Below are 20,279 nucleotides of genomic sequence, written 5' to 3'. Positions count from 1 at the left end.
CGGGTAGACGCACGAGCGGCGTCCAACCCCATGTCCATGGCGTCCGTTTGCCGTGGGTTGTCGTTTTTCTTGTTCATTCGTGGTCGCGTTGTCTTCTTCTGCGCGGCGATGCCGGCGGGGGAACCGCACCACCGCCGGCGTCCGTTTCCTGGCGGCAGCGCCTGCAGGCATCGAGCGCATTCTTCACATGCTGCTCGACCATCTTGATGCTGACGCCCATGCGCTGCGCCACCTCGGCATGCGTGAGCCCGTCGAACTTGTGCAGGATGAACGCCTCGCGGCAGCGCAGCGGCAACCGGTCGATGGTGGCCAGCATGGCGTTCACCATCTGCTGCGACTGCAGGGCCGTGTCGGGTTCGAAGGCTGCGGGCCCGAGCGTGTCGTCCGCGTCGTCGGAGGCCACGTCGTCCGGCACCTCGGCATGGCGGGCGCGGATGTCGCCGCGCCGGCCCTGGTCGATGACGAGGTTGCGCGCCGTGCGGTACAGCAGCGCACGCGGCTCCCGGATCGCCTCGCCGGCCTGCTGCGCCGCATACACGCGCGCGTAGCTCTCCTGCGCCAGGTCGGCCGCGGTGGCGCGGTCCGATACCTTGCGGGACAGGAAGCTCAGAAGCTCGCGGTAATAGTGCTCGAACACAGGGGCCACCACAGCCGGATGAAAAAGGTCGAAGTCCCGGAATGGGACGGGCTGGCTTCGACGGGGCGTGGCTGGCCGGGGACGATTGGGAAACTCGCGGCGGCGATTATCCGCGAGTCTGCCGAAGCCCCCTTGTGGCGGCTAGAAGTCGACCGACGCCGACAGCATGAGCGTGCGCGGAATGCCCTGCGAAATCGTTCCGTACGAGGCCACGCCCGACCAGTACTTGCGGTTGAAGGCATTCACCAGCGTGCCGCGGAAGGTGGTGCTGCGCCCGTACACCTTGGTCGTGTAGCGCGCGCCCAGGTCCACGGTCGTCCACGACGGCACCGACTGCGTGTTGGCCTGGTTCACGTACTCCTTGCCGGTGTAGATCATGCTGCCGTTGAGCGTGAGGCCCGGCACCCACGGCAGGTCCCATTCCGCGCCGAGGTTCGCCATGACGTTGGGCACGCCGACCGGCCGGTTGCCGACCGTGGCCCGGTTGTTGGTGCGCGTGAGCTTGGAGTCGAGCAAGGTCAGCCCGCCCAGCAGCCGCACGCCTTTCGCGGCCTCGCCCGAGATGTTCATCTCGAGGCCGCGGTTGCGCTGCTCGCCGTCCGAGGCGTAGAGGTTGCCGCTGCTGATCTGGCCGCTGGGCTTGGTGATCTGGAAGGCGGCCACCGTCGCCATCACGCGCTCGAAGTCGAACTTGACGCCGACCTCGTACTGCTTGGACTTGTAGGGCGAGAAGATCTCGCCCGCGTTGGACGCGGTGACCGGTGCCACGTCGCCCTTGCTCAGGCCTTCGATGTAGTTCGCGTAGATCGACACGTGCTGCCACGGCTTGACCACCAGGCCGGCCAGCGGCGTCACGGCGCTCTTGTCGTAGGCCGTGGTCACGGCGCCGGTGGTGGCGTTGAAGTTGTCCGACACGATCTTCTGGTGCCGCAGGCCGAAGGTGAACTGCAGGCGATCGTCGAACGCGCTCATCGTGTCGGCCACCGCCATGCCCGAGAGACGCGAGGCCGACAGCTTGGGCACCCGCAGCGGCGGCGCGATGTGCTGCATCGGATAGGCCACCGGCGAATGCAGGTTCGTGAGCATGGCCTTGCCCGGGTTGTTGGCTTGCCCCACCTCGTCTTCGTAGTTGCTGATCTGCACGGCCAGTGCGTGCTTGAGCGGGCCGGTCTGCAGGCGCGCGCGCATGCCGACGTCGTAGGTCGAGCGGTCCACCTTGAACTTGTAGTGCCCCGGCGTCGAACTCGTCAGGCCGTTCGCATTCAGCACGGTGGGCGTCTGGTCGGACAGGCGTCCCACGCGCACGGCCGAGCCGCCCGCGTCGGCGAAGAAGGTGACCTTGTCGTTCAGGTCGTACTCGGCATGCAACAGCGCCGACTCGCCCTGCGACTTCCACCAGCCCCAGCCCTGCGAGATGTTGCGGCGGCCGTCGGGTGCCGGCAGCGTCTGCAGGCCGCTGGCCAGCAGGTACGGGCGCGTGGGCGCATCGACCTTCTCGTCCTGCGACAGCAGGTCGAGCGAGGCGCGAAAGCGCTCGCCCTGGTAGTCGATGGCCAGGAAGCCGATGTCGGTGCGCGACGACTGGTTGTCCAGCGGCGTCTTGCCTTCGCGGTGCAGCCCGTTGAAGCGGATGCCCCACTCGCGCCCCTTGCCGAAGCGCCGGCTGAAATCGATGTGCTCGCCGACCTGCGAGCTGCCTGCGTGGTCGATGGTGAAGCGCGTCAGGTCCTGCGGCAAGGCCCGCTTGGGCACGATGTTGATCACGCCGCCGAGCCCGCCGTTCGGCGACATGCCGTACAGCAGCGCGGCCGGCCCCTTCACCACCTCCACGCGCTCGGCGTACTCGGTGAACACGTGGTAGTTGGGCGCGATGCCGTAGACCCCGTCGAACGCCACTTCGCTGAGGTTGCCCTCGCCGATCGGGAACCCGCGAATGTAGAAGGAGTCGGTCACGCCGCCGATCTGCCCGGTGAAGCGCACCGACGAATCCTTGTTGAGCACGTCCGCCAGCGTCACGGACTGCTGATCGTTCATCAGATCGGAGGTGTAGCTGATGGTGCTGAACGGCGTGTCCATGACGTCCGCGTTGCCGAGCAGGCCGACGCGGCCACCGCGCGCCACCTGGCCGCCCGCATAGGCGGCGGGCAACTCGCCCGGCAGGCGCTCAGCGCTCGCGTTGACCGTGACCGTGGGCAGTGCCGTCGAACCTGCGGCCGGCAATGCAGCTGCAGCGCGCTTGCGCAGCGAATAGGCGCCGTCACCCTTGTCCACGAGCTCGTAGTCGGTCCCGTCGAGCAGCCGCGCGAAGCCGTCCCGCACGGTGAAGCGCCCCTGCAGGCCGGCGCTTTGCACGGCCCCGAGCGGTGTCGGGTCGAAAGACAGCGGCACGCCGGCCGTGGCCGCGAACTGTGCCAGCACATGACCCAGCGGCCCGGCGGGAATGGCGTAGTGCTGCGGCGCCGCGCCCACCAGCGGCTCCCCGGCATGGACCAGCGTGGGCGGCAACGCCATGGCGACCACCAGGGACGCCAATGCGCCGTGAACAGCCGCCACCAGCGCCCGCGGCCGTGCATGGCGCGGCAGGGGGGCGTGGTGCGGAAAGCGAGGACGGAACGGGCGCAGAAGCCGGGGGAACATGCGGCTTTCCTTTCGAAGGTGTGAAGGGGTGAGGACCAAGGCAACGGCGCTGCGGGCAGCGCCTTCCTCACGTACACCGTGCGAAACGAAAAAAGGTATCAGCTCAGGGGGAAAAAATTCGATGCGACATGACGCTCAACGCGCCTCGACACTGACCCAGTAGCGCGTGGCGCTGCGGATGCGCAGCGGCAGCGTCTTCTCGAGCAGCTTCAGGCTCTCGTCCGTGTCCTTGAGCGGGAACGCGCCCGACACGCGCATGCCGGCCACGTCGGCGTGGCAGCGCAACACGCCCGTGCGGTAGCGGCCAAGCTCGGCGATCAGGTCGGCCAGGCGCATGTCGCGCGCGATGAACATGCCGCGCTCCCACAGCATCGACGAGATCTCCGCAGGCTCGACCGGCTGGACGCCGTCGATGCTGAAAGACGCCTGGCTTCCCGCCTGCACGACCGCGTTGCGCGATGCATTGACGGACTGGATGTCGACCGCGCCTTCGAACACCGCGACACGCGTGTGCTCGCCGTCCCGACGCACCGAGAACCGGGTGCCGAGCGCGCGCGCCGCGCCCTGCGGCGTCTGCACGATGAACGGCCGGTGCACGGGCGCCGGGTCGGGCGCGGTGGTGATGAGGATCTCGCCAGACTCCAGCCAGAGCCGGCGTTCGGTGCCCGTGAAGACGACGTTGACCGCACTCGCGGTGTTGAGCACCAGCTGCGTGCCGTCGGCCAGGCGCAGGCTCTTCTGTTCGCCGATGGCCGTGCGCAGGTCGGCGCTCCAGTTCGACCACGGCAGTTCGCGCCACGCCAGCCAGGCCGTCGGCGCGGCAATCGCCAGCATGCCGAAGGCCTGCAGCATCTGGCGCCGGCGCGGCTTGCCCAGGCCTTGCAGCGTGCGATGTCCGATCTCGCCCGGCACCTGGCCGAAGGTGGCGAGCACCGACTCGGCCCGTTGCCAGGCCGCCGCGTGTGCGGGGCTTTGCGCACGCCACTGTTCGAAGGCGCGGTGCGCGGTGTCCGAGCGGTCGCCCGACTGAAATCGCATGAGCCAGTCGGCAGCTTCGCCCAGGAGCGCCTCGCCGGGCACGGCGTTGTGCATGCGCATGGCCGTCTGCTCGTTCAGGCCGCCGCCATGCAGGCGATGAAGGCCTTGCGCATGTGGCGCTTCACGGTGATGAGCGAGGTGTCCAGCCGCTGCGCGATCTCGCCATAGCCCAACCCGTCGAACTGGGCCAGCAGGAAGATTTCGCGCGTTTTCGAAGGCAGGGCATGCAGCATGGCGTCGATCCGCTGCAGCGCCTCGAGCACAAGCAGGCGCGTCTCGGGTGAAGGCACGTGCTGCTCGGGCAGGTGCGCAATCGCGTCGAGGTAGGCGCGCTCCACTTCCTGGTGCCGCCAGTGGTCGATCAGCAGCCCCTTCGCAATGTGCGCGAGCAGCGCGCGCGGTTCGCTGCCGAAGCCACTGCTGCTGCGGCTGGTCAGCAGGCGCAGGAAGGTGTCGTGCGCGATGTCCGCCGCGTCGAAGCTGTTGCCGAGCTTCTTGCGCAGCCAGCCCGACAGCCAGCCGTGGTGGTCGCTGTAGAGGTGGTGAATTTCGCGCTGGAAAGGCGGCTCGCCGGCACGCATGGACGAAGGCATCTCTCGCGCGTGCTCAGCCTACGTGCCGGGCCCCGGCCGACCGGCCACGCACCCTGTGCAGCAGCGGGACGAAAGCATCAAACATGGGTGCTTGGCCGCCCGGCGGTATCGGCGATGATGACAATGATTCGCATTTGCCAAAGTATCGCATGGCCGGCCTTTCTTCTCGCCGTGCGACACCCCCTTCCCTCTCGCGCCCCTTTCGGCGCTCAAGCCCGAGAAGTTCAAGATGGTGACGCGGACTGCACCGGCGACATGCTCAGCGTGCGGACCGGAGCTTCGCCCGTCGGTACCAGAGCAGCAAACCGGCCAGCGACAGCAACGCGACACCCGCGCCGAAGCACGACACCAGCACCTTGTAGGGCGTGCCGAACGCCCGCGCCATGTGCAGCGCGCCCAGCCACTCTTCGAGCCTGTGGCCCCGGGCATCGCCCGCAAAGCCGCGCACCGCGCCGTTCGTGGCGTCGATGAGCACGGTGGTCGTGCCCGGCGTTCCGGGCACGTCGAGGCCGGAGTGCACGCGGTACGCATAGACGCCATGGGCGCGGTCCAGCCGCAGGTCGCGCTCCGTGCTCACCGTGAAGTGCTTTTGCGCAGCGAGCACGGCCATCGCCTCGCGGGCGGCGGCATGCGCCGGCTTCCAGTCGATGGCGGGCACCTGCATCGGCGTGCGCGGCATTGGCACACCGGCCCAGAGATCAGGCGTCACGGCGACGACCGACATGAGCGGCCGGTAGACGCTCTCGCGCAGGTTGAACATCACGCTCGACCAGGCGAAGACCAGCATCGCCAGCCACAGCCAGAGGCCGGCGACGCGATGCAGGTCGAGCGTCGTCCGCATTGCATTGCCCCTCGGGCCGAAGCGCCATGCCGCGCGCCAGCGCTGCCACCTTCCCCGCGCCGACGGCTGGGCGCTGCGGCGAGGCAGCGTCAGCCACAGGCCGATGAGGCAGTTGAAGGTCCAGAGCACGCCGACCGTGCCGAGGATGCGCGCGCTCCATGGCGCTGGCAGCGCGAGCGCGTAGTGCAAGCGGTAGAGAAAGCTCACCGCCGTCTCGCGCTGGAACAGCGACGCGCCCCACAGGCGTGTGCCCTGCACCCTGCCGTCGTAGGGGTTCAGGAACAGCTCGTCCACATCGAGCGGCATCGGCAGGCCGGTCGCGGGATCGGTTCGTGCCGACAGGATGTAGCGCAACGACCGGTCGGCCTGGCGGTCCAGCAGCACCGTGTCGACATGCGCCTGCGGTGGCGCGGCGCGCTGCGCCATCTCGCGCAACGCGAAAGGATCGAGCGGCCGAATCCCTCTTGACGGTGGCGACGCCGTCACGAAGAGCGCCGGGTTGAGCCAGGCCTCAAGCCCATCCTCGAACGCCAGCAGGCTGCCGGTCAGCCCCGCCAGCACCAGGAAGAGCCCGGTGGCAAGGCCTGCCCAACGGTGCAGGCGCAGCAGAAGCTGTCGCGGCATCGCGCGGCTGTGGCGGCGCGCGCTCAGTCGCCCGCGCGCGGCAGGGTGAACGCCAGCGTGGCTTCGAGGCCGTCTTCGTCGGCTTCGCGCCGGTCGCTGCGCGGCCGGCTGAGCGACACCGCCACCACGTTGAGGCCGCTGCTGCCCACCACGACCGTGGCGCGCCCGGCCTTGTCGGTCTTCACGCGCGGGCCCGCGGTGTTGCCGATGAAGTCGGCGATGACCGCCACGCCCGCCACCGGCTGCCCCTTGGAGAGCACACGCAGCGGCAGCGACTGCCCCCGGCGCAAGGTCGACGGATCGACCAGCGGCACGATCTCGAGGTCCATGCCCAGCGGCTGCAAAGGCATCCGCACCGGCTTGAGCAGCGTGGTGCCGTACTTCATGTAGTAGCCCGCGCGGCGCGCCTCGGGCACCTTGAGGCGCGAGCCGCTGACCCACTTGCCGTCAGCGCCTTGCGACCAGAAGCCGTCTTCCACCGCCACCGAGAGCACGGCCGCATCGGCCGCGGGCTCGACGACGACGTTGCGCTCGCGCGGCTGCAACTTGACAGTCGACGCTTCGCCGCTCGCGGTGAAGGCCTTCACTGCTCGCACCTGTTTCGCGTCGTAGGCCTCGTCGAGCGCGCCTTCGCCGAGCACCAGGGCCAGTTCACCCGCACGCTGTGCCACCCACACGCCGTGTGCCGAGGCGACACCGTTTCCCAGCAGCATCGACAAGCCGCATGCGGCGAGTGCAAGGATCTTCTTGTTCAGCATGACGGCCCCGTTCAGAAGTTCACCGTCGTCGCCAGACGGATGGTGCGCGGGTTGCCCTGGGTCACGCCGCCGTAGTTGACGGAGCTCCAGTAGCGCTTGTTCGTGACGTTCTCGATCGACAGGCGAATCACCGAGGCCTTGCCCATCAGCTTCGTGACGTAGGCGGCGCCCAGGTCCCAGCGCGTGAAGCTCGGAACGATCATGGTGTTGGCGCGGTCCAGCGGCCGGTTGCCCACGTGGTAGACGCCGGTGTTGAACGAGAGGCCCGGCACCGCGCTCAGGCGGTAGTCGAGGAACACGCTGGCCTGGAAGCGCGCGACGTTGCTGGGCCGGCGGCCTTCGAGTGCGGCGTCGCCGGTGTCGCGTTGCTCGGCGTCGAGCCAGGACACGCCAGCAATGCCGCTCAGCTGCGGCGTGATCTCGCCGTTGGCGGTGAACTCCACGCCGCGGTGGCGCTGGTTGCCCTTCTGGCGAAAGATGTTGTCGGAGGGCGTGACGGCCTGCAGCGGCTTGTCCATGTCGAAGATCGCGGCCGTGAGCATCAGGCCGTCGCGCACGCGGCTCTTCACGCCGATCTCGTACTGTCGGCTCTTGATGGGGCCCAGCTTCTGCAGCGCGTTCTCGGCATAGCTCGGTGCGTAGGCGCCCTGCTCGAAGCCTTCGCCGTAGGTGGCGTAGACGGTCGTGTGCTCGGCCGGCTTGTACATGACGCTCAGCGTGGGCACGGTGACGCGCGTCGTGTACTTGGGCGTGCCGTCGTACTTGCTGCCGATGTCGCTGCTGTAGCTGATGTGGCGCGCGCCCAGCAGCAGCTGCCACTGCGGCGTGAAGCTGATGGTGTCGCTCACGAACACGCTGCTCTGGCGCGCGGTGCTTGCGGGCAGGTGCGTGTCGTCCGTCAGGTAAGGCTGCTGGTAGGGCAGCGGCCGGAAGACGTTGCCGATCATCTGCGGGAAGCGCTGGTAGTCGCCGTCGGGCGATTGCAGGCTGGAATATGAATAGCCGACGACCGTCTCGTGCCCGATGCTGCCGGTCTTGAAGCGGCCGGTGGCGAACACCTGTCCTGCCGCGGTCGGGTACGGCTCGGCCTCGTAGCGCGTGTTGCCCCTGAGCACGTCGCCGTTCGGCGCGATCTGCGACGCGTTGAAGAAGATCGCGTTGCGCTTGCTGCGGCTGAAGCCCAGTTGCGCGGTCAGGTCCCAGTTGCTGTTGAGCGCGTAGTCCAGGCGCGCGCCGATGTTCCACGCGTCAGTCTTGTACTGGCCCCAGGGCTGGCCGACCAGCGTGCGCGGGTCGAAGCGCGACGCCGCCAGCACGGTGCCGTTGCTGAGCGGGCCGATCATGCCGCTGGCCGCGAGCGATTTCTTCTGCCAGTCGAAGTCCAGCTGCAGCAGCGCGTCGCGGTTGATCTTGATGTCCACCGCGCCGCTCAGGAAGTCGCGCTTCAGGTCGCCGAAATGCGTGAAGTCGCCGACCTTCTCGGTCGCGGCATTGAAGCGGTAGCCCACGGTGCCGTTGGCGTCGAGCGGACCGCCCGCGTCGATGGCTGCGTAGCGCCCGCCTTGCGTGCGCACTTCCGCCGTCACGCTGGCAAAGCGCTCGCGCGTCGGGCGCTTCACCACGTAGTTGACGATGCCGCTGGGCTCGCCCACGCCATACAGGAAGCCCGACAGGCCCTTGAGCACGTCGACGCGCTCCTTGTTCTCCAGCGGCACGTCGCTGTAGACGTTGGCCAGCAGGCCGTCGCGGCGCACGTTGTTGAAGGTGTTGGCCGAGAAGCCGCGCACGGCCACGCCGTCGAACGACGAGAAGCCCGAGGTCGGCGTGACGGACGGATCGTTGCGCAACACGTCGAGCGCGGTGCGGGCGCGCTGCGCCTCGATGGTGTCGACGCTGTAGGAGCCCACGGCGAACGGCAGGTCCTGCAGCGAACGGATGCCGAGCGCGCCGGCGTTGACGTCCTGCACGTCGTACAGCCGCTCGCGCTGGGCGCTGACGATGACCGGGGCCAGCGTGGCACCCTCGGCGGGCGCGGCTGCCGCATTCGGTGCGGCCGCAGCGCCCACTGTCTTGCGCAGGCGCCAGCCGCCGCCGGCACCGGGCACCGCTTCCAGGCCGCTGCCCGACAGCAGATGGCCCAGGCCTTCCGGCACGCTGTAGGTGCCTTGCAGGCCGGCGCTCTCCAGGCCTCGCGTCAGCGTGGGGTCGATCGCGATCATCACGTTGGCTTCGCGGCCGAAGCGCCCGAGCACGCTGTCCAGCGAGCCGGGGGCGATGGCGTAAGGCCGGCTCGGGCTGGCGGCTTGCGCGGTCTGCGCCCAGGCCGTCGAGCCGCCGGTGGCGGTCACGCCCAGTGCGGCGGCCAGGCAGGCGGCGCGGGCAACCGCTGCCAACGGAGAAGGCCGGAAACGAAGACCGGGCCGTGCGATGAATGCCATGTGAAGCGCTCTCTGTGATCGAAGGAATGGAAGAAGCCCGAGCCGCTTGCCTGTGTGGTTGCGCCACACATTTCGCAGCTCCTATTTCCCTTGATGCACGAGATGTCGAAACCTGCCACTTTCCGGCCGATTTTTTTCAAGCTGGGTTCAGCGGGACGCGACGGTGACCCAGTAGCGGCTCAGCGAGCGCACCCGCACGGGCAGCGTTTCTTCCAGCATGCGCAGCACGGCGTCGGTGTCGGCGAGCGGGAAGGCGCCACTCACGAGCACCTCCGACACCGCGCGGTCGCAGCGCAGCACGCCGGGGCGGTAGCGGCCCAGCTCGGCGAGGAACTCGGCCAGCCGCATGCGCTCGACCACCAGGCTGCCGTCGGTCCAGGCCGCGGCGCCTTCCCCGGGCGAGGTCAACGCGCCGACGCCGCTCGCGCCGTAGCCGACACGGCAGCCGGCCGGCACGCGCACCACCTGGGCGCCCTCGCCTGCTCCGGCCTGGAGATCGACGGCGCCTTCGAGCACCGTCAGCTCGCTGCGCGAGCCGTCGGCATCGTCGAACGCGCGCACCACGAAGCGCGTGCCGACGGGCACGAGGCGGCCGTCGCGGCCCAGCACCACGAACGGACGGCCGGCGGCGTCCCTGGCGGTGGTCACCATGATCTCGCCGCCCTGCAGGCGCAGCGTGCGGCTGGTGGCGTCGATGCGCACGTCGATCGCGGTGCGCGTATTGAGAAAGACCAGGGTGCCGTCGGCCAGCACCACCTGCCGGCGCTCGCCGGCGACGGTGCGGTGGTCGGCGCTCAGCGCGGCGATGTCGTGCCGCAGCGTCCAGGCCGTCACGGCGCCGACGCCCAGGCCCGCCACCGCCTTGAGCGCGCATCGGCGCTGCTGGTGGTCCGCGCCGCGCAGGGTCGAGCGGACGATCTGCGCAGGCACGGCGCCCGTGCCTTCGCGCAGGTCGCGACCCAGCCCGCTCAGGCGCAGCCAGGCGCGTTCGTGGTCAGGATGCGCGCGGCGCCAGAGGTCGCAGGCCTCGGCCTCGCGGACCGAGGCGCTGCCGGACTGGATCTTCACCAGCCACGCCACCGCCTGCTCGACGATGGCCGGGTCGATGGATCGCGCGGAGTCGGCGGCCGGCTTGAACACCAGGCGCTCGCCCCAACGGCCGGGCTCACTCGCCATAGACGGCGTGGTAGCAATGCAGGTAGGCCTTGCCCATCGCCTTCTGCACGACGTTGAGCGACAACCCGAGCTGCGCGGCGATCTGCGGATAGGTCAGGCCGTCGAGCTGCGCCATGAGGAAAATCTCGCGCACATGCGGCTTGAGGCCGTCGAGCACGCGGCTCACCGCGGTGAGCGCTTCCAGCACCAGCATGCGTGTTTCCGGCGACGGGCTGGTCGCCTCGGGCAGGTGCGTGATCGCGTCGAGATACGTGCGCTCCAGCGCGAGGCGACGGAAATACTGGGCGGCGATCCGGCTCGCCACCGTCGTCAGGTAGGCGCGCGGTTCGCGCAGCGGCCCTGCTTCGTTCGACGACAGGATGCGCGCGAAGGTGTCCTGCGCCAGGTCGGCCGCGTTCTCCACGTTGCCGAGCTTGCGGCGCAGCATGTCCAGCAACCACGGCTGATGGTCGCTGTACAGCGTGCGCACGAGGTGAATGGAAGCGTCGGAGGGCGGCATGAGAGCGTGCGGCAGGCGCAGGCATTCTGATTGCGAATCGTTCTCATTGTAAGCCGATGGTTTTGAGTCCCACCCCGCCGGCCGACACGAAAGTGTCGCAATCCCGCGACAAAAGTTCCTCTGCTTTTGCAAACGAAAGGTAAAGCTGCGCAAAGACCTGATTGCGAGTCATTATCATTTGAGTTCTTGCTTACGCGCCTTTGCAGCAGTTCTCCCACTGTCTTGCGGGACCGGCAGAGGCAAGCACCGCCCGCCATTCAAACTCCAAGAATCACAATGACTCACATCAAAAGCCGCAAGCACTCGCCTGCGCGCTACCTCTCCGGCCGTGCGGCCACCGCCACCCTCGTCGCACTCGGCGCCTCCGTGTCGGGCCACGCGCAGACCACGCTGAACGAAGTCCGCGTCGAAGCCTCGACCGACTTCAAGACCGAGAAGTCGGCCTCGCCCAAGTTCACCGCGCCGCTGCTGGACACGCCCAAGTCGATCACGGTGATCCCCCAGGAAGTCATCCGCCAGACTGGCGCGACCACGCTGGTCGACGCGCTGCGCACCTCCCCCGGCATCACCTTCGGTGCCGGCGAAGGCGGCAACCCGGTCGGCGACCGTCCGTTCATCCGCGGTTTCGACTCGCAAAGCGACACCTACGTCGACGGCGTGCGCGACGGCGCCGCGCAGACACGCGAAATCTTCAATGTGGAGTCGGTCGAGGTCGTCAAGGGCCCGAGCTCTGTGTTCGGCGGCCGCGGTTCGGCCGGCGGCTCGGTCAACATCGTCAGCAAGGCCCCACAGGCCGAGAACTTTTTCAGCGGCTCGATCGGCCTGGGCACCGACTCGTACCAGCGCGAAACGCTCGACATCAACCGCAAGCTCTCCGACAGCGTGGCCGCCCGCCTGAACGCGATGAACTTCAAGTCGGACGTCGCCGGCCGCGGCCCGGTCAACGCCAAGCGCTGGGGCATCGCACCCAGCGTGACCTTCGGCATGAACTCGCCGACGCAGGTCACGCTGAGCTACTACCACTACGAGACGAACGACCTGCCCGACTCGGGCATTCCGTACAACAACCCCTTCAGCTCGGGTGCCAACATGGCGCTCAACGGCAACGGCCAGCCCATCTCGGTGCCGCGCGGCACCTACTACGGCGTCGTCGGTCGCGACTACCAGCGCACCAAGGTCGATGCCAGCACGATCGACGTCAAGCATGACTTCGGCGGCGGCATGGTGCTGCGCAACGTCACGCGCTCCAGCCAGTCGAGCAACGACTACATCTGGACGCAGCCCGACGACAGCCGCGGCAACTTCCTGGTGAACGGCGGCATCTGGCGCCGGCCGAACAACCGCGTGTCCGACTCCGATTCGCTGGTCAACCAGACCAGCCTGTCGGGCAAGTTCGAAACCGCCGGCATCAAGCACACCTACGTGGCCGGCCTCGAACTGGGCAAGGAGGCCACGACCAAGGGCAACTACCTGTTCCTGCAGGACGTGAAGACCGGCTTCGAGACCTACCCCCGCAGCGCCATCACGGGCACGAACTGCGCCGTGGGCTCCGGCGTGCGCAGTGCCTTCAACTGCACGACGATGCTGAACCCGAACCCGTACGACCCGTGGACCGGCGCGATCACGCCCTCGCCGGCTGTTACCGAAGTCAAGACCCGCACGACCTCGCTGTACGCCTTCGACACGATCGAGTTCAACCCGCAGTGGTCGCTGAACCTCGGCCTGCGCTGGGACGACTACAAGACGAAGGCCGTCACGCCGGCCTACGCCACGCCCATCGCCGTCACGGCGGCAGTGCCGAGCGCCGCAGCCAGCGGCTCGACCAGCCTCGCAGTGCGTCCGGGCGGCGTGGTGCCCGGCATCGAGCTGGAGAACAAGGCCTCGTTCCTGAACTACCAGGCCGGCCTCGTCTACAAGCCCGCGCCCAACGGCAGCATCTACGTGTCGTACGGCACCTCGTCGACGCCTCCGGGCACCGACGGTGGCGACGGCGCCGACGGCATCTCGGCCGCCATCCGCAACCTGAAGCCGCAGGAAAGCCGCAGCTTCGAACTCGGCACCAAGTGGGAAGTGCTCGACCGCCGCCTGGTCCTGACCTCGGCGATCTTCCGCACCGACATGAAGAACGCCCGCACCACCGCGGCCGACGGCACCACGCAGAACGTGGGCAAGAAGCGCGTGCAAGGTGTCGAGTTCGGCGCGGCCGGCAGCATCACCCGCGACTGGCAGGTGTTCGGCGGCTACACCTACCTGGACGCCAAGCTCACCGACAACGGTTTTGCACTGACGAACGGCGTGTACTCGCCCTCGCCTTTCAACGGCAATGCGTTCCCCAACACGCCGCGCAACAGCGCGACGCTGTGGACCACCTACACCGTCATGCCCGGCCTCACCATCGGCGGCGGCGCGACCTACGTGGGCAAGCAGTACGGCAATGTCAACAACACCAAGTGGATTCCGTCGTACGTGAAGTACGACGCCATGGTGAGCTACACGGTCAACAAGAACTTCAGCCTGCAGCTGAACGTCCAGAACCTGACCAACAAGTACTACTTCGACAAGGCCTATGCCTCGCACTACGCGACGGTGGGCGCGGGCCGCTCGGCTTCGCTGACGGGCACCTTCTCGTTCTGATGATGATGCGCGGCGCCTGAACGGCGCCCACAAGACAACGCCGCGCGGATGCAGATGCTTTCGCGCGGCGTTGTCTTTTCTGGAGGCGCGGCCTGCTCGCAATACCGAAGTTTTCGGCGTCCGCACTGAAGGCTCAGGCGATCACGTTCGGCGGGCTCGCTGGATCAGTATTCGATGGAAACCAGGATCAGAGATCAGCGGAATTCAACCCAGAACCCCACATCAAACCCGGCACAGTTTTGCAAGTTCCACACTGACCACCGGCGGCTGCAACCCCTGGTACTTGGCCGAGGAGCTCGGTCATGCCAACGTCGAAATGGTCTTCGGGTGTACGGAAAATTCGTCCCAAAGGACTGCCAGAAGCCGCAAACAGAACAGCCGAAGGCGAACCTTCGGCTTGTCGTGTGAATCGCGTTTTCTCGTGCGATTGCGGTGCGATTTGGATGAGAGGATGAGACCGTTCTTGACAGTTTCATCCTTCACTTCCCTCTCAAGTTTCCTGTCGGAACCTGTCGCATGCTGGGGCCTACTGAATGATTGCCTACACCCCTCATGTTTGCTGGGTTTCCTTTCTTCAACGATCCATTTGTTCTCCGATCTGTTCCCCGGTCTTTCTCGCCCAACCCTTGAGCGGCGAAGGCGGCAGGGTCACAGCATTCCGAAGCGCGGCACGACCTGCGTATCGATCGCCCCCGAAGGCGTCTGCGGAAACAGGTTCCGCGCCACATTGTGCGGATGCGCCGCCGCCTCCGAAATCGTCAGCACTGGCGCAAAGCACACGTCGGTGCCCTCGAGCAATGCGCACCACTCGTCGCGCGTCTTGCCGCGAAAGCACTCAGCAAAGCGCTGCTTCAGCGCCGGCCATTGCTCGCGCTGCATCTGCTCGCGCGGGTCCACGTCGGTCATGCCGATCTTCTCCAGCAGCAAGGCGTAGAACTGCGGCTCGATGGCGCCGACGGAGACGAAGCCACCGTCCTTGCAGGCATACACGTCGTAGAACGGCGAGTCGTGGAACACGCTGGGCTGCGTGCCGCCGATGCTGTTGTTGGCATGCAGCCAGTGCACCAGCGTGCCCAGCATGGCGACCACGTCGAGGATCGCCGCGTCGACCACGCGACCCTGCCCGGTGCTGCGCGCACCCAGCAGCGCGCAGACCATGCCGAAGGCCAGGCCGAGCGCGCCGCTGGCGTCGCCCATGGTCGGCGGCACCATCGGGGTCGCGCCGGGTTGCGCCGACAGCGACAGCAGGCCGGTCAGCGCCACGTAGTTGAGGTCGTGGCCGGCCGCCTGCGCCAGCGGGCCGTCCTGGCCCCAGCCCGTCATTCGGCCGTAGACCAGGCGCGGGTTGCGCGCCGCGCACACCGACGGGCCGAGCCCGAGGCGCTCCATGACGCCCGGGCGATTGCCTTCGATGAGCGCATCGGCCGTGGCCACGAGGTCCAGCGCCTGCGCCACGCCCTGGGGCGTCTTCAGGTCGAGCGTGACGACCTGCTTGCGCGCGCGCAGCGGGTTGTCGGTGGTGCTGCCCAGGCGCTGCACCGCCCCGGCCTGCGGGCGTGCGATCACGGTGACTTCGGCGCCCAGCGCAGCCAGGATGCGCCCGGCCACCGGGCCGGGGCCGATGCCTTCGAACTCGACGACGCGCACGCCGTTCAGAGGCGTCTGAAGCGCCGTGGCGGCGGGAGACTGTTCGTTCATCTGAAGTTGCCTTTCTCACGCGCCTTGCGGTCTTGCGCGTTCGCTGTTGCACAAGGTCCGTCGGTGTCGGGACCTGCGCTCGATGATCCACGCCACCGCACCCTGCGCCCCCACTCCTGAAGAGTGGGCCTTCGCGCCCGCGCCGGCATCTACTGGCGCCATGACCACACCCCACCCTCTGCTCCAGCGGCTGCGCCTGCCGGCCGTCGCCTCCCCCATGTTCATCGCCAGCGGCGTCGAGCTTGTTGTCGCGCAGTGCAAGGCCGGCATCGTCGGTTCGTTTCCCGCGCTGAACGCGCGCCCCGCCGCCGCGCTCGATGCGTGGATCGACGCCATCGAGCAGCAGCTTGCGGCGCACGACGACGCGCACCCGCACGCGCCCGCCGCGCCCTACGCGGTGAACCTGAGCCTGCACAAGACCAACGACCGCCTCGCCGCCGACCTGGCGACCTGCGTGCGCCGCCGCGTGCCGATCGTCATCACCTCGGAGGGCAACCCGGCAGCCGTGGTCGAGGCCGTGCATGGGTACGGCGGGCTGGTGTTCCACGACGTCGTCAACCAGCGGCAGGCACGCAAGGCGGCGCAGGCCGGCGTGGACGGGCTGATCCTCGTGTGCGCGGGGGCAGGCGGACATGCGGGGCGCCTGTCGCCCATCGCGCTGGTGGGCGAAGTGAAGCAATGGTTCAGCGGGCTCGTGCTGCTCGGCGGCGCGATCACACGGGGCGACGACATCCTGGCCGCGCAGGCGATGGGCGCCGACCTTGCATACATGGGCACGCGCTTTCTCGCGGCCACAGAGGCGAACATCGCGCCGGCCTACCGGCAGGCCGTGCTCGATGCGCCCGCCGAAGGCATCGTCTACACCGACCTGTTCTCCGGCGTGCATGCCAACTACCTGCGCAGCAGCGTGGCGACGGCGGGCTACGACCCGGACGACCTGCCGGCACGCGGCGCGGTGGAAGAAGACTTCGGCTCGGAAAGCATGGCCAAGGCCAAGGTGTGGCGCGACATCTGGTCGGCCGGGCAAGGCGTGGGCAGCATCGGCGAGGCCGAAGGCACCGCCGCGATCGCTGCGCGGCTCGGCTTCGCGGCCGTCTGAGGCCCGCGAGCCGCCGCGCCGCGGTCCCTCAGATCACGCCCTCCTCGCGCAACCGGGCCTGCTCGTCGGCATCGAGCGCGAGCCAGTCACCGAAGACCTCGTCGTTGTCCTCGCCGATGGCGCCGCCGGGCGTGTGAATGGCACCGGGGTCGCGCAGGAAGCGCGGCACCACACCCTGGATGCGCACCTCGCCGAAGTCGCGGTCGGGCACGGTGCACAGGAACTCGCGCGCCTTCACCTGGGGGTCTTCGACGATCTGGCGTGCCGAGTAGATCGGCGCCAGCGTGCCCTTGTGGCGCTCGAAGGAGTCGAGCACGTCGGCCAGGTCGTGCGCCAGGAACCAGTTGGCGAACAGCGCGTTGAGCTCGGCTGTGTGCGCGCAGCGCGCGGGGTTGCCGCCAAAGCGCGGATCGCTCGGCAGGTCTTCGCGCCCGATGGCGCGGCAGTTGGCCGCGAACAGCGCGTTGGTGCTGCCCGACAGCGACACCCACTGCCCGTCGCGTGTGCGGTACACGCCGGTCGGCGCCGCGTACTGGCTGGTGTTGCCCGAGCGCTCGTGGCTTTCGCCGAGCAGGTCGTACTTGATCGGCAGGAACTCGATCAGCTTGAGCATGGCCTCGGTGAGCGACAGGTCGATCTCCTCACCCGGTGCATCGGGGTGGGCCGCGCGCTTCCACAGCGCGGTCATCACGCCGAGCGCGCCGAACAGTCCGCCGATCGAATCGCCGATGGGGTAGCCCGCATGCATGGGCTGGCCGTCGGCCTCGCCCGAGATGTAGGTCAGGCCGCCCATGGCCTCGAAGATGCGCGCGAAGCCCGGCCGGTCGCGGTACGGGCCGGTCTGGCCGAAGGCTGTGGCGCGCAGGATGACGAGGCCCGGCTTCAGCGCCCAGAGCGTGTCGCGGTCCAGGCCCCAGCGGTCGAGCGTGCCGGGGCGGAAGTTCTCGATCAGCACGTCGAAGCGCGGCAGCAGGCGCTTGAACAGCGCCAGGCCGCGCGGCTTGCGCAGGTCGAGCGAGATCAGCTTCTTGTTGCGGTTGGTCACCTTCCACCACAGCGCCTTGCCGTCCTTGAAGGGCGGGAAGGCGCGGCAGCCGTCGCCCACGCCGGGCAGCTCGATCTTGAGCACCTCGGCGCCGTAGTCGGCCAGCAGCGCGGCGGCCGAGGGTGCGGCCACCACGGTGGCGATGTCGAGCACGCGCAGGCCGGCCAGCGGGCCCCGGCCTTTGAAGGCGTTTTCCTTGGTGGTCATGGCGTCGCGGCTCCTGCGCTGGCAAAGCGGCCGAGATGGAAGGTGGCATCGCCGAGCAGCACGTCGTTGGCCGTGAGGCGCTTGGCGTAGTGGCTGATGGCGGTTTCGTCCTGCAGGCCGATGGCGCCATGCAGTTGCAAGCTGTCGAGCGCGATGGCGCGACCTGCGAGGCCCGCGGCGCACTTGGCCGCGCTCACGCGTCGCACACGCTCCTGCGGCGAGACGGAAAGCCAGCCTTGCGCGGCCTCACGCACCAGCGTGCGCGCCTGCCCCCACAGCCGGTAGTGCTCGACCACGCGGTGCTGCAGCGCCTGGTAGTCGGACAGCGCGCGGCCGAACTGCTTGCGCGTGCGCATGTAGTCGACCGTGAGCGCGAGCGCGCGACGCATCGCGCCGACGCTCTCGGCGGCCAGCGCGATGGTGGCGAAGGCCACAGCCTCCTCGATGATCTCGCTGGCGCGCTCGGGCCCGGCGATGAGCGCATCGATCGGCAGTGCCACGTCGTCGAAGACGGCATCGCAGGCGCCGCGTCCGTCGTGCAAGCGGTAGCTGCGTCGCGCGACGCCCGCTGCCGCCGCATCGCAGGTGAACAGGCCCAGGCCGCCGTCTTCGAGCCGCGCGCTCACGAGCAGTGTCTGCGCGCCGTCGCCGCCGAGCACGAAGCGCTTGCGTCCGCTCAGGCGCCAGCCGTTGCGCTCGCGCCGCGCGAGGGTGTCGATGCGCGCGACATCGGCCACGCCATTGCCTTCGCCGTGCGCGAATGCCACGCGCAGCAAGCCGTCCGCCAGACCGTCGAGCAGCCGGCTGCGCACCTCCGAAGGCGGCGTGTCGCTCACCAGCTGCACGCCGAGCACCGTGCTCCAGAGCAAAGGTTCGAGCAGCAGCGCCTCGCCGGTTGCTTCCATCACGGCACTGAGTTCGACCACGCCGCCGCCGAAGCCGCCGTCGCGCTCGGGCACGCACAGGCTGCCGATGCCGAGTTCGTGCAGCGACTGCCAGAACGACGCATCGAAGCCGCCGTGGTCCGAGAGCACGCGCTGCCGGTGCTCGAAGGCGTAGCGATCTGCCAGCAGGCGGCGCAGCGCCGTGTCGAGCATCGCCTGCTCGTCGTTCAGCGACTCGCCGGCATCGCCGTCGAGCGCGCTCTGTCCGCCGAAGATGGCCTTGGCGACGATGCCACGCTGCACTTCGGACGTGCCGCCGCCCAGCGTGATGCCGCGGTAGCGCCAGACATGCAGCGCCAGGTTCTCCGCATAGGTGGGCGACAGCGGCTCGGGGTTGGGCACGCCGTCGATCGCGCCGGCATCGCAGGGCAAGGCCTCGAGGCCCGCGAATTCGAGCTGCAGCTGTTGCAGGTCTTGCAGCAGCGCATTGCCCTGCAGCTTGAGCAGCGAAGCGTCGAGACCGGCATCGCCGCCCGCCTCCACCGTGCGCACGGCGGGCCACCAGGCGGCATCGAGCGCGCGGGCGCGCACGTCGAGTTCGGCAAAGCGGCGCGCGTACACGTCTTGCGCAAGCAGCGAGCCACCGCCGGGCCCGCGCCCTTCCGCCATGCGTGCGGTTTCCAGCACGTCGGCCTTGCATTCGGCCACACGCGCAACGAACAGGCGCTCGATCACGAGCAGCCCCTTGGCCACGCTCCATCCGGCATGCTCGACGCCGACGAGGTTCTCGACCGGCACGCGCACTTCGTCGAAGAACAGCTGCACGTGGAACTGCGCGCCGTTCATGAAGCGGATCGGGCGCACCGTGACGCCGGGCGATTCGAGGTCGATCAGCAGCACCGAGATGCCGTCCTGCTTGCGCGCCGCGCTGCTGTCGCTGCGCACGAGCACCAGCGCCCAGTTGGCCCAGTGGCCGTAGCTCTGCCAGATCTTGGTTCCGCTGACGACGTAGTGGTCGCCTTCGCGCCGCGCGGTGGTGCGCAGCGAGGCCAGGTCGGAGCCCGCGTCGGGCTCGGAGTAGCCCTGCGCCCAGTAGTCGTCGAAGGACAGCATGCGCGGCAGAAAGCGGGCCTGCTGCGCGGGCGTGCCGTGGCGCATCAGCGTGGGGCCGATGGTGTCGATACCGAGGTTCTCGTAGCGCGGCGCGTCGCTGGCGGCGAGCTCTTCGCGGAACACGGCCTGCTGCACCAGCGACCAGCCGGGGCCGCCGTGTTCGCGCGGCCATCCGGGTGCGCCCCAGCCACGCGCATGCAGGATGCGCTGCCAGCGGCTGGCCTGCTCGCGCGTGACCAGGCAATGCGCGCGCACCGAGGCGCGGATGTCGGCGGGAATGGCCTCCTCGAGGAAATGGCGGACCTCGGCGCGGAAGGCCTCGAGGTCGGGGGTGGATGCGTGAGGGGACATGGTGAGA

At 68.7% G+C, this 20,279-nt stretch carries 14 protein-coding genes; 2 read left to right on the top strand and 12 right to left on the bottom strand.

The window, feature by feature from the left end:
• Positions 1-73: 73 nt before the first annotated feature.
• From CLU95_RS24390 to CLU95_RS24350, 9 genes are all read right to left on the bottom strand, one after another.
• A complete protein-coding gene (locus tag CLU95_RS24390) occupies positions 74-637 on the bottom strand; it encodes a sigma-70 family RNA polymerase sigma factor (RefSeq protein ID WP_099795975.1) in 564 nt (187 codons plus the stop codon).
• 141 nt (positions 638-778) lie between these two features.
• Entirely contained in the window at positions 779-3,274 is a 2,496-nt protein-coding gene (locus CLU95_RS24385) for a TonB-dependent receptor (RefSeq protein ID WP_257214716.1), read from the bottom strand.
• A 135-nt stretch (positions 3,275-3,409) separates the two neighbouring features.
• Complete coding sequence (locus tag CLU95_RS24380; RefSeq protein ID WP_306513057.1) at positions 3,410-4,372, bottom strand: FecR domain-containing protein; 963 nt, start codon at positions 4,370-4,372, stop codon at positions 3,410-3,412.
• Between the two features lie 14 nt (positions 4,373-4,386).
• Positions 4,387-4,905: a sigma-70 family RNA polymerase sigma factor gene (locus tag CLU95_RS24375; RefSeq protein ID WP_257214715.1), complete on the bottom strand. Its 519-nt coding sequence runs from the start codon at positions 4,903-4,905 to the stop codon at positions 4,387-4,389.
• A 259-nt stretch (positions 4,906-5,164) separates the two neighbouring features.
• Positions 5,165-6,370 carry a PepSY-associated TM helix domain-containing protein gene (locus CLU95_RS24370; RefSeq protein WP_099795974.1) on the bottom strand — a complete coding sequence of 402 codons (1,206 nt, stop codon included), beginning with the start codon at positions 6,368-6,370 and terminating at the stop codon, positions 5,165-5,167.
• Positions 6,371-6,393: 23 nt separating this feature from the next.
• Entirely contained in the window at positions 6,394-7,128 is a 735-nt protein-coding gene (locus CLU95_RS24365; RefSeq protein ID WP_099795973.1) for a DUF4198 domain-containing protein, read from the bottom strand.
• Between the two features lie 11 nt (positions 7,129-7,139).
• Entirely contained in the window at positions 7,140-9,521 is a 2,382-nt protein-coding gene (locus CLU95_RS24360; protein WP_180288670.1) for a TonB-dependent siderophore receptor, read from the bottom strand.
• Positions 9,522-9,713: 192 nt separating this feature from the next.
• Positions 9,714-10,742, bottom strand: a complete 1,029-nt coding sequence (locus CLU95_RS24355; RefSeq protein WP_099795971.1) for a FecR domain-containing protein — start codon at positions 10,740-10,742, stop codon at positions 9,714-9,716.
• Positions 10,732-11,241 carry a sigma-70 family RNA polymerase sigma factor gene (locus CLU95_RS24350; RefSeq protein ID WP_099795970.1) on the bottom strand — a complete coding sequence of 170 codons (510 nt, stop codon included), beginning with the start codon at positions 11,239-11,241 and terminating at the stop codon, positions 10,732-10,734. The genes CLU95_RS24355 and CLU95_RS24350 overlap by 11 nt, the downstream gene beginning before the upstream one ends.
• A 276-nt stretch (positions 11,242-11,517) precedes the next feature.
• On the opposite strand from CLU95_RS24350, the gene CLU95_RS24345 reads away from it, so the two are divergent.
• Positions 11,518-13,875 (top strand): TonB-dependent receptor, encoded by a 2,358-nt coding sequence (locus CLU95_RS24345; RefSeq protein ID WP_099795969.1) that lies wholly within the window; start codon positions 11,518-11,520, stop codon positions 13,873-13,875.
• A 648-nt stretch (positions 13,876-14,523) separates the two neighbouring features.
• Here the strand turns inward: CLU95_RS24345 and CLU95_RS24340 are convergent.
• Entirely contained in the window at positions 14,524-15,573 is a 1,050-nt protein-coding gene (locus CLU95_RS24340) for a CaiB/BaiF CoA transferase family protein (protein ID WP_099795968.1), read from the bottom strand.
• Positions 15,574-15,733: 160 nt separating this feature from the next.
• On the opposite strand from CLU95_RS24340, the gene CLU95_RS24335 reads away from it, so the two are divergent.
• Entirely contained in the window at positions 15,734-16,672 is a 939-nt protein-coding gene (locus CLU95_RS24335; protein ID WP_099795967.1) for an NAD(P)H-dependent flavin oxidoreductase, read from the top strand.
• A gap of 28 nt (positions 16,673-16,700) precedes the next feature.
• On the opposite strand, the gene CLU95_RS24330 is transcribed toward CLU95_RS24335, so the two are convergent.
• Positions 16,701-17,924 carry a CaiB/BaiF CoA transferase family protein gene (locus CLU95_RS24330; RefSeq protein WP_099795966.1) on the bottom strand — a complete coding sequence of 408 codons (1,224 nt, stop codon included), beginning with the start codon at positions 17,922-17,924 and terminating at the stop codon, positions 16,701-16,703.
• Entirely contained in the window at positions 17,921-20,272 is a 2,352-nt protein-coding gene (locus CLU95_RS24325; RefSeq protein ID WP_099795965.1) for an acyl-CoA dehydrogenase family protein, read from the bottom strand. The genes CLU95_RS24330 and CLU95_RS24325 overlap by 4 nt, the downstream gene beginning before the upstream one ends.
• Positions 20,273-20,279: the final 7 nt, after the last annotated feature.

The sequence above is a fragment of the Variovorax sp. 54 genome, from assembly GCF_002754375.1.
Taxonomy (GTDB): domain Bacteria; phylum Pseudomonadota; class Gammaproteobacteria; order Burkholderiales; family Burkholderiaceae_C; genus Variovorax.
The sequence above is the reverse complement of the archived record's forward strand: the minus strand, read 5'-3'. Positions and strand labels throughout refer to the sequence as shown.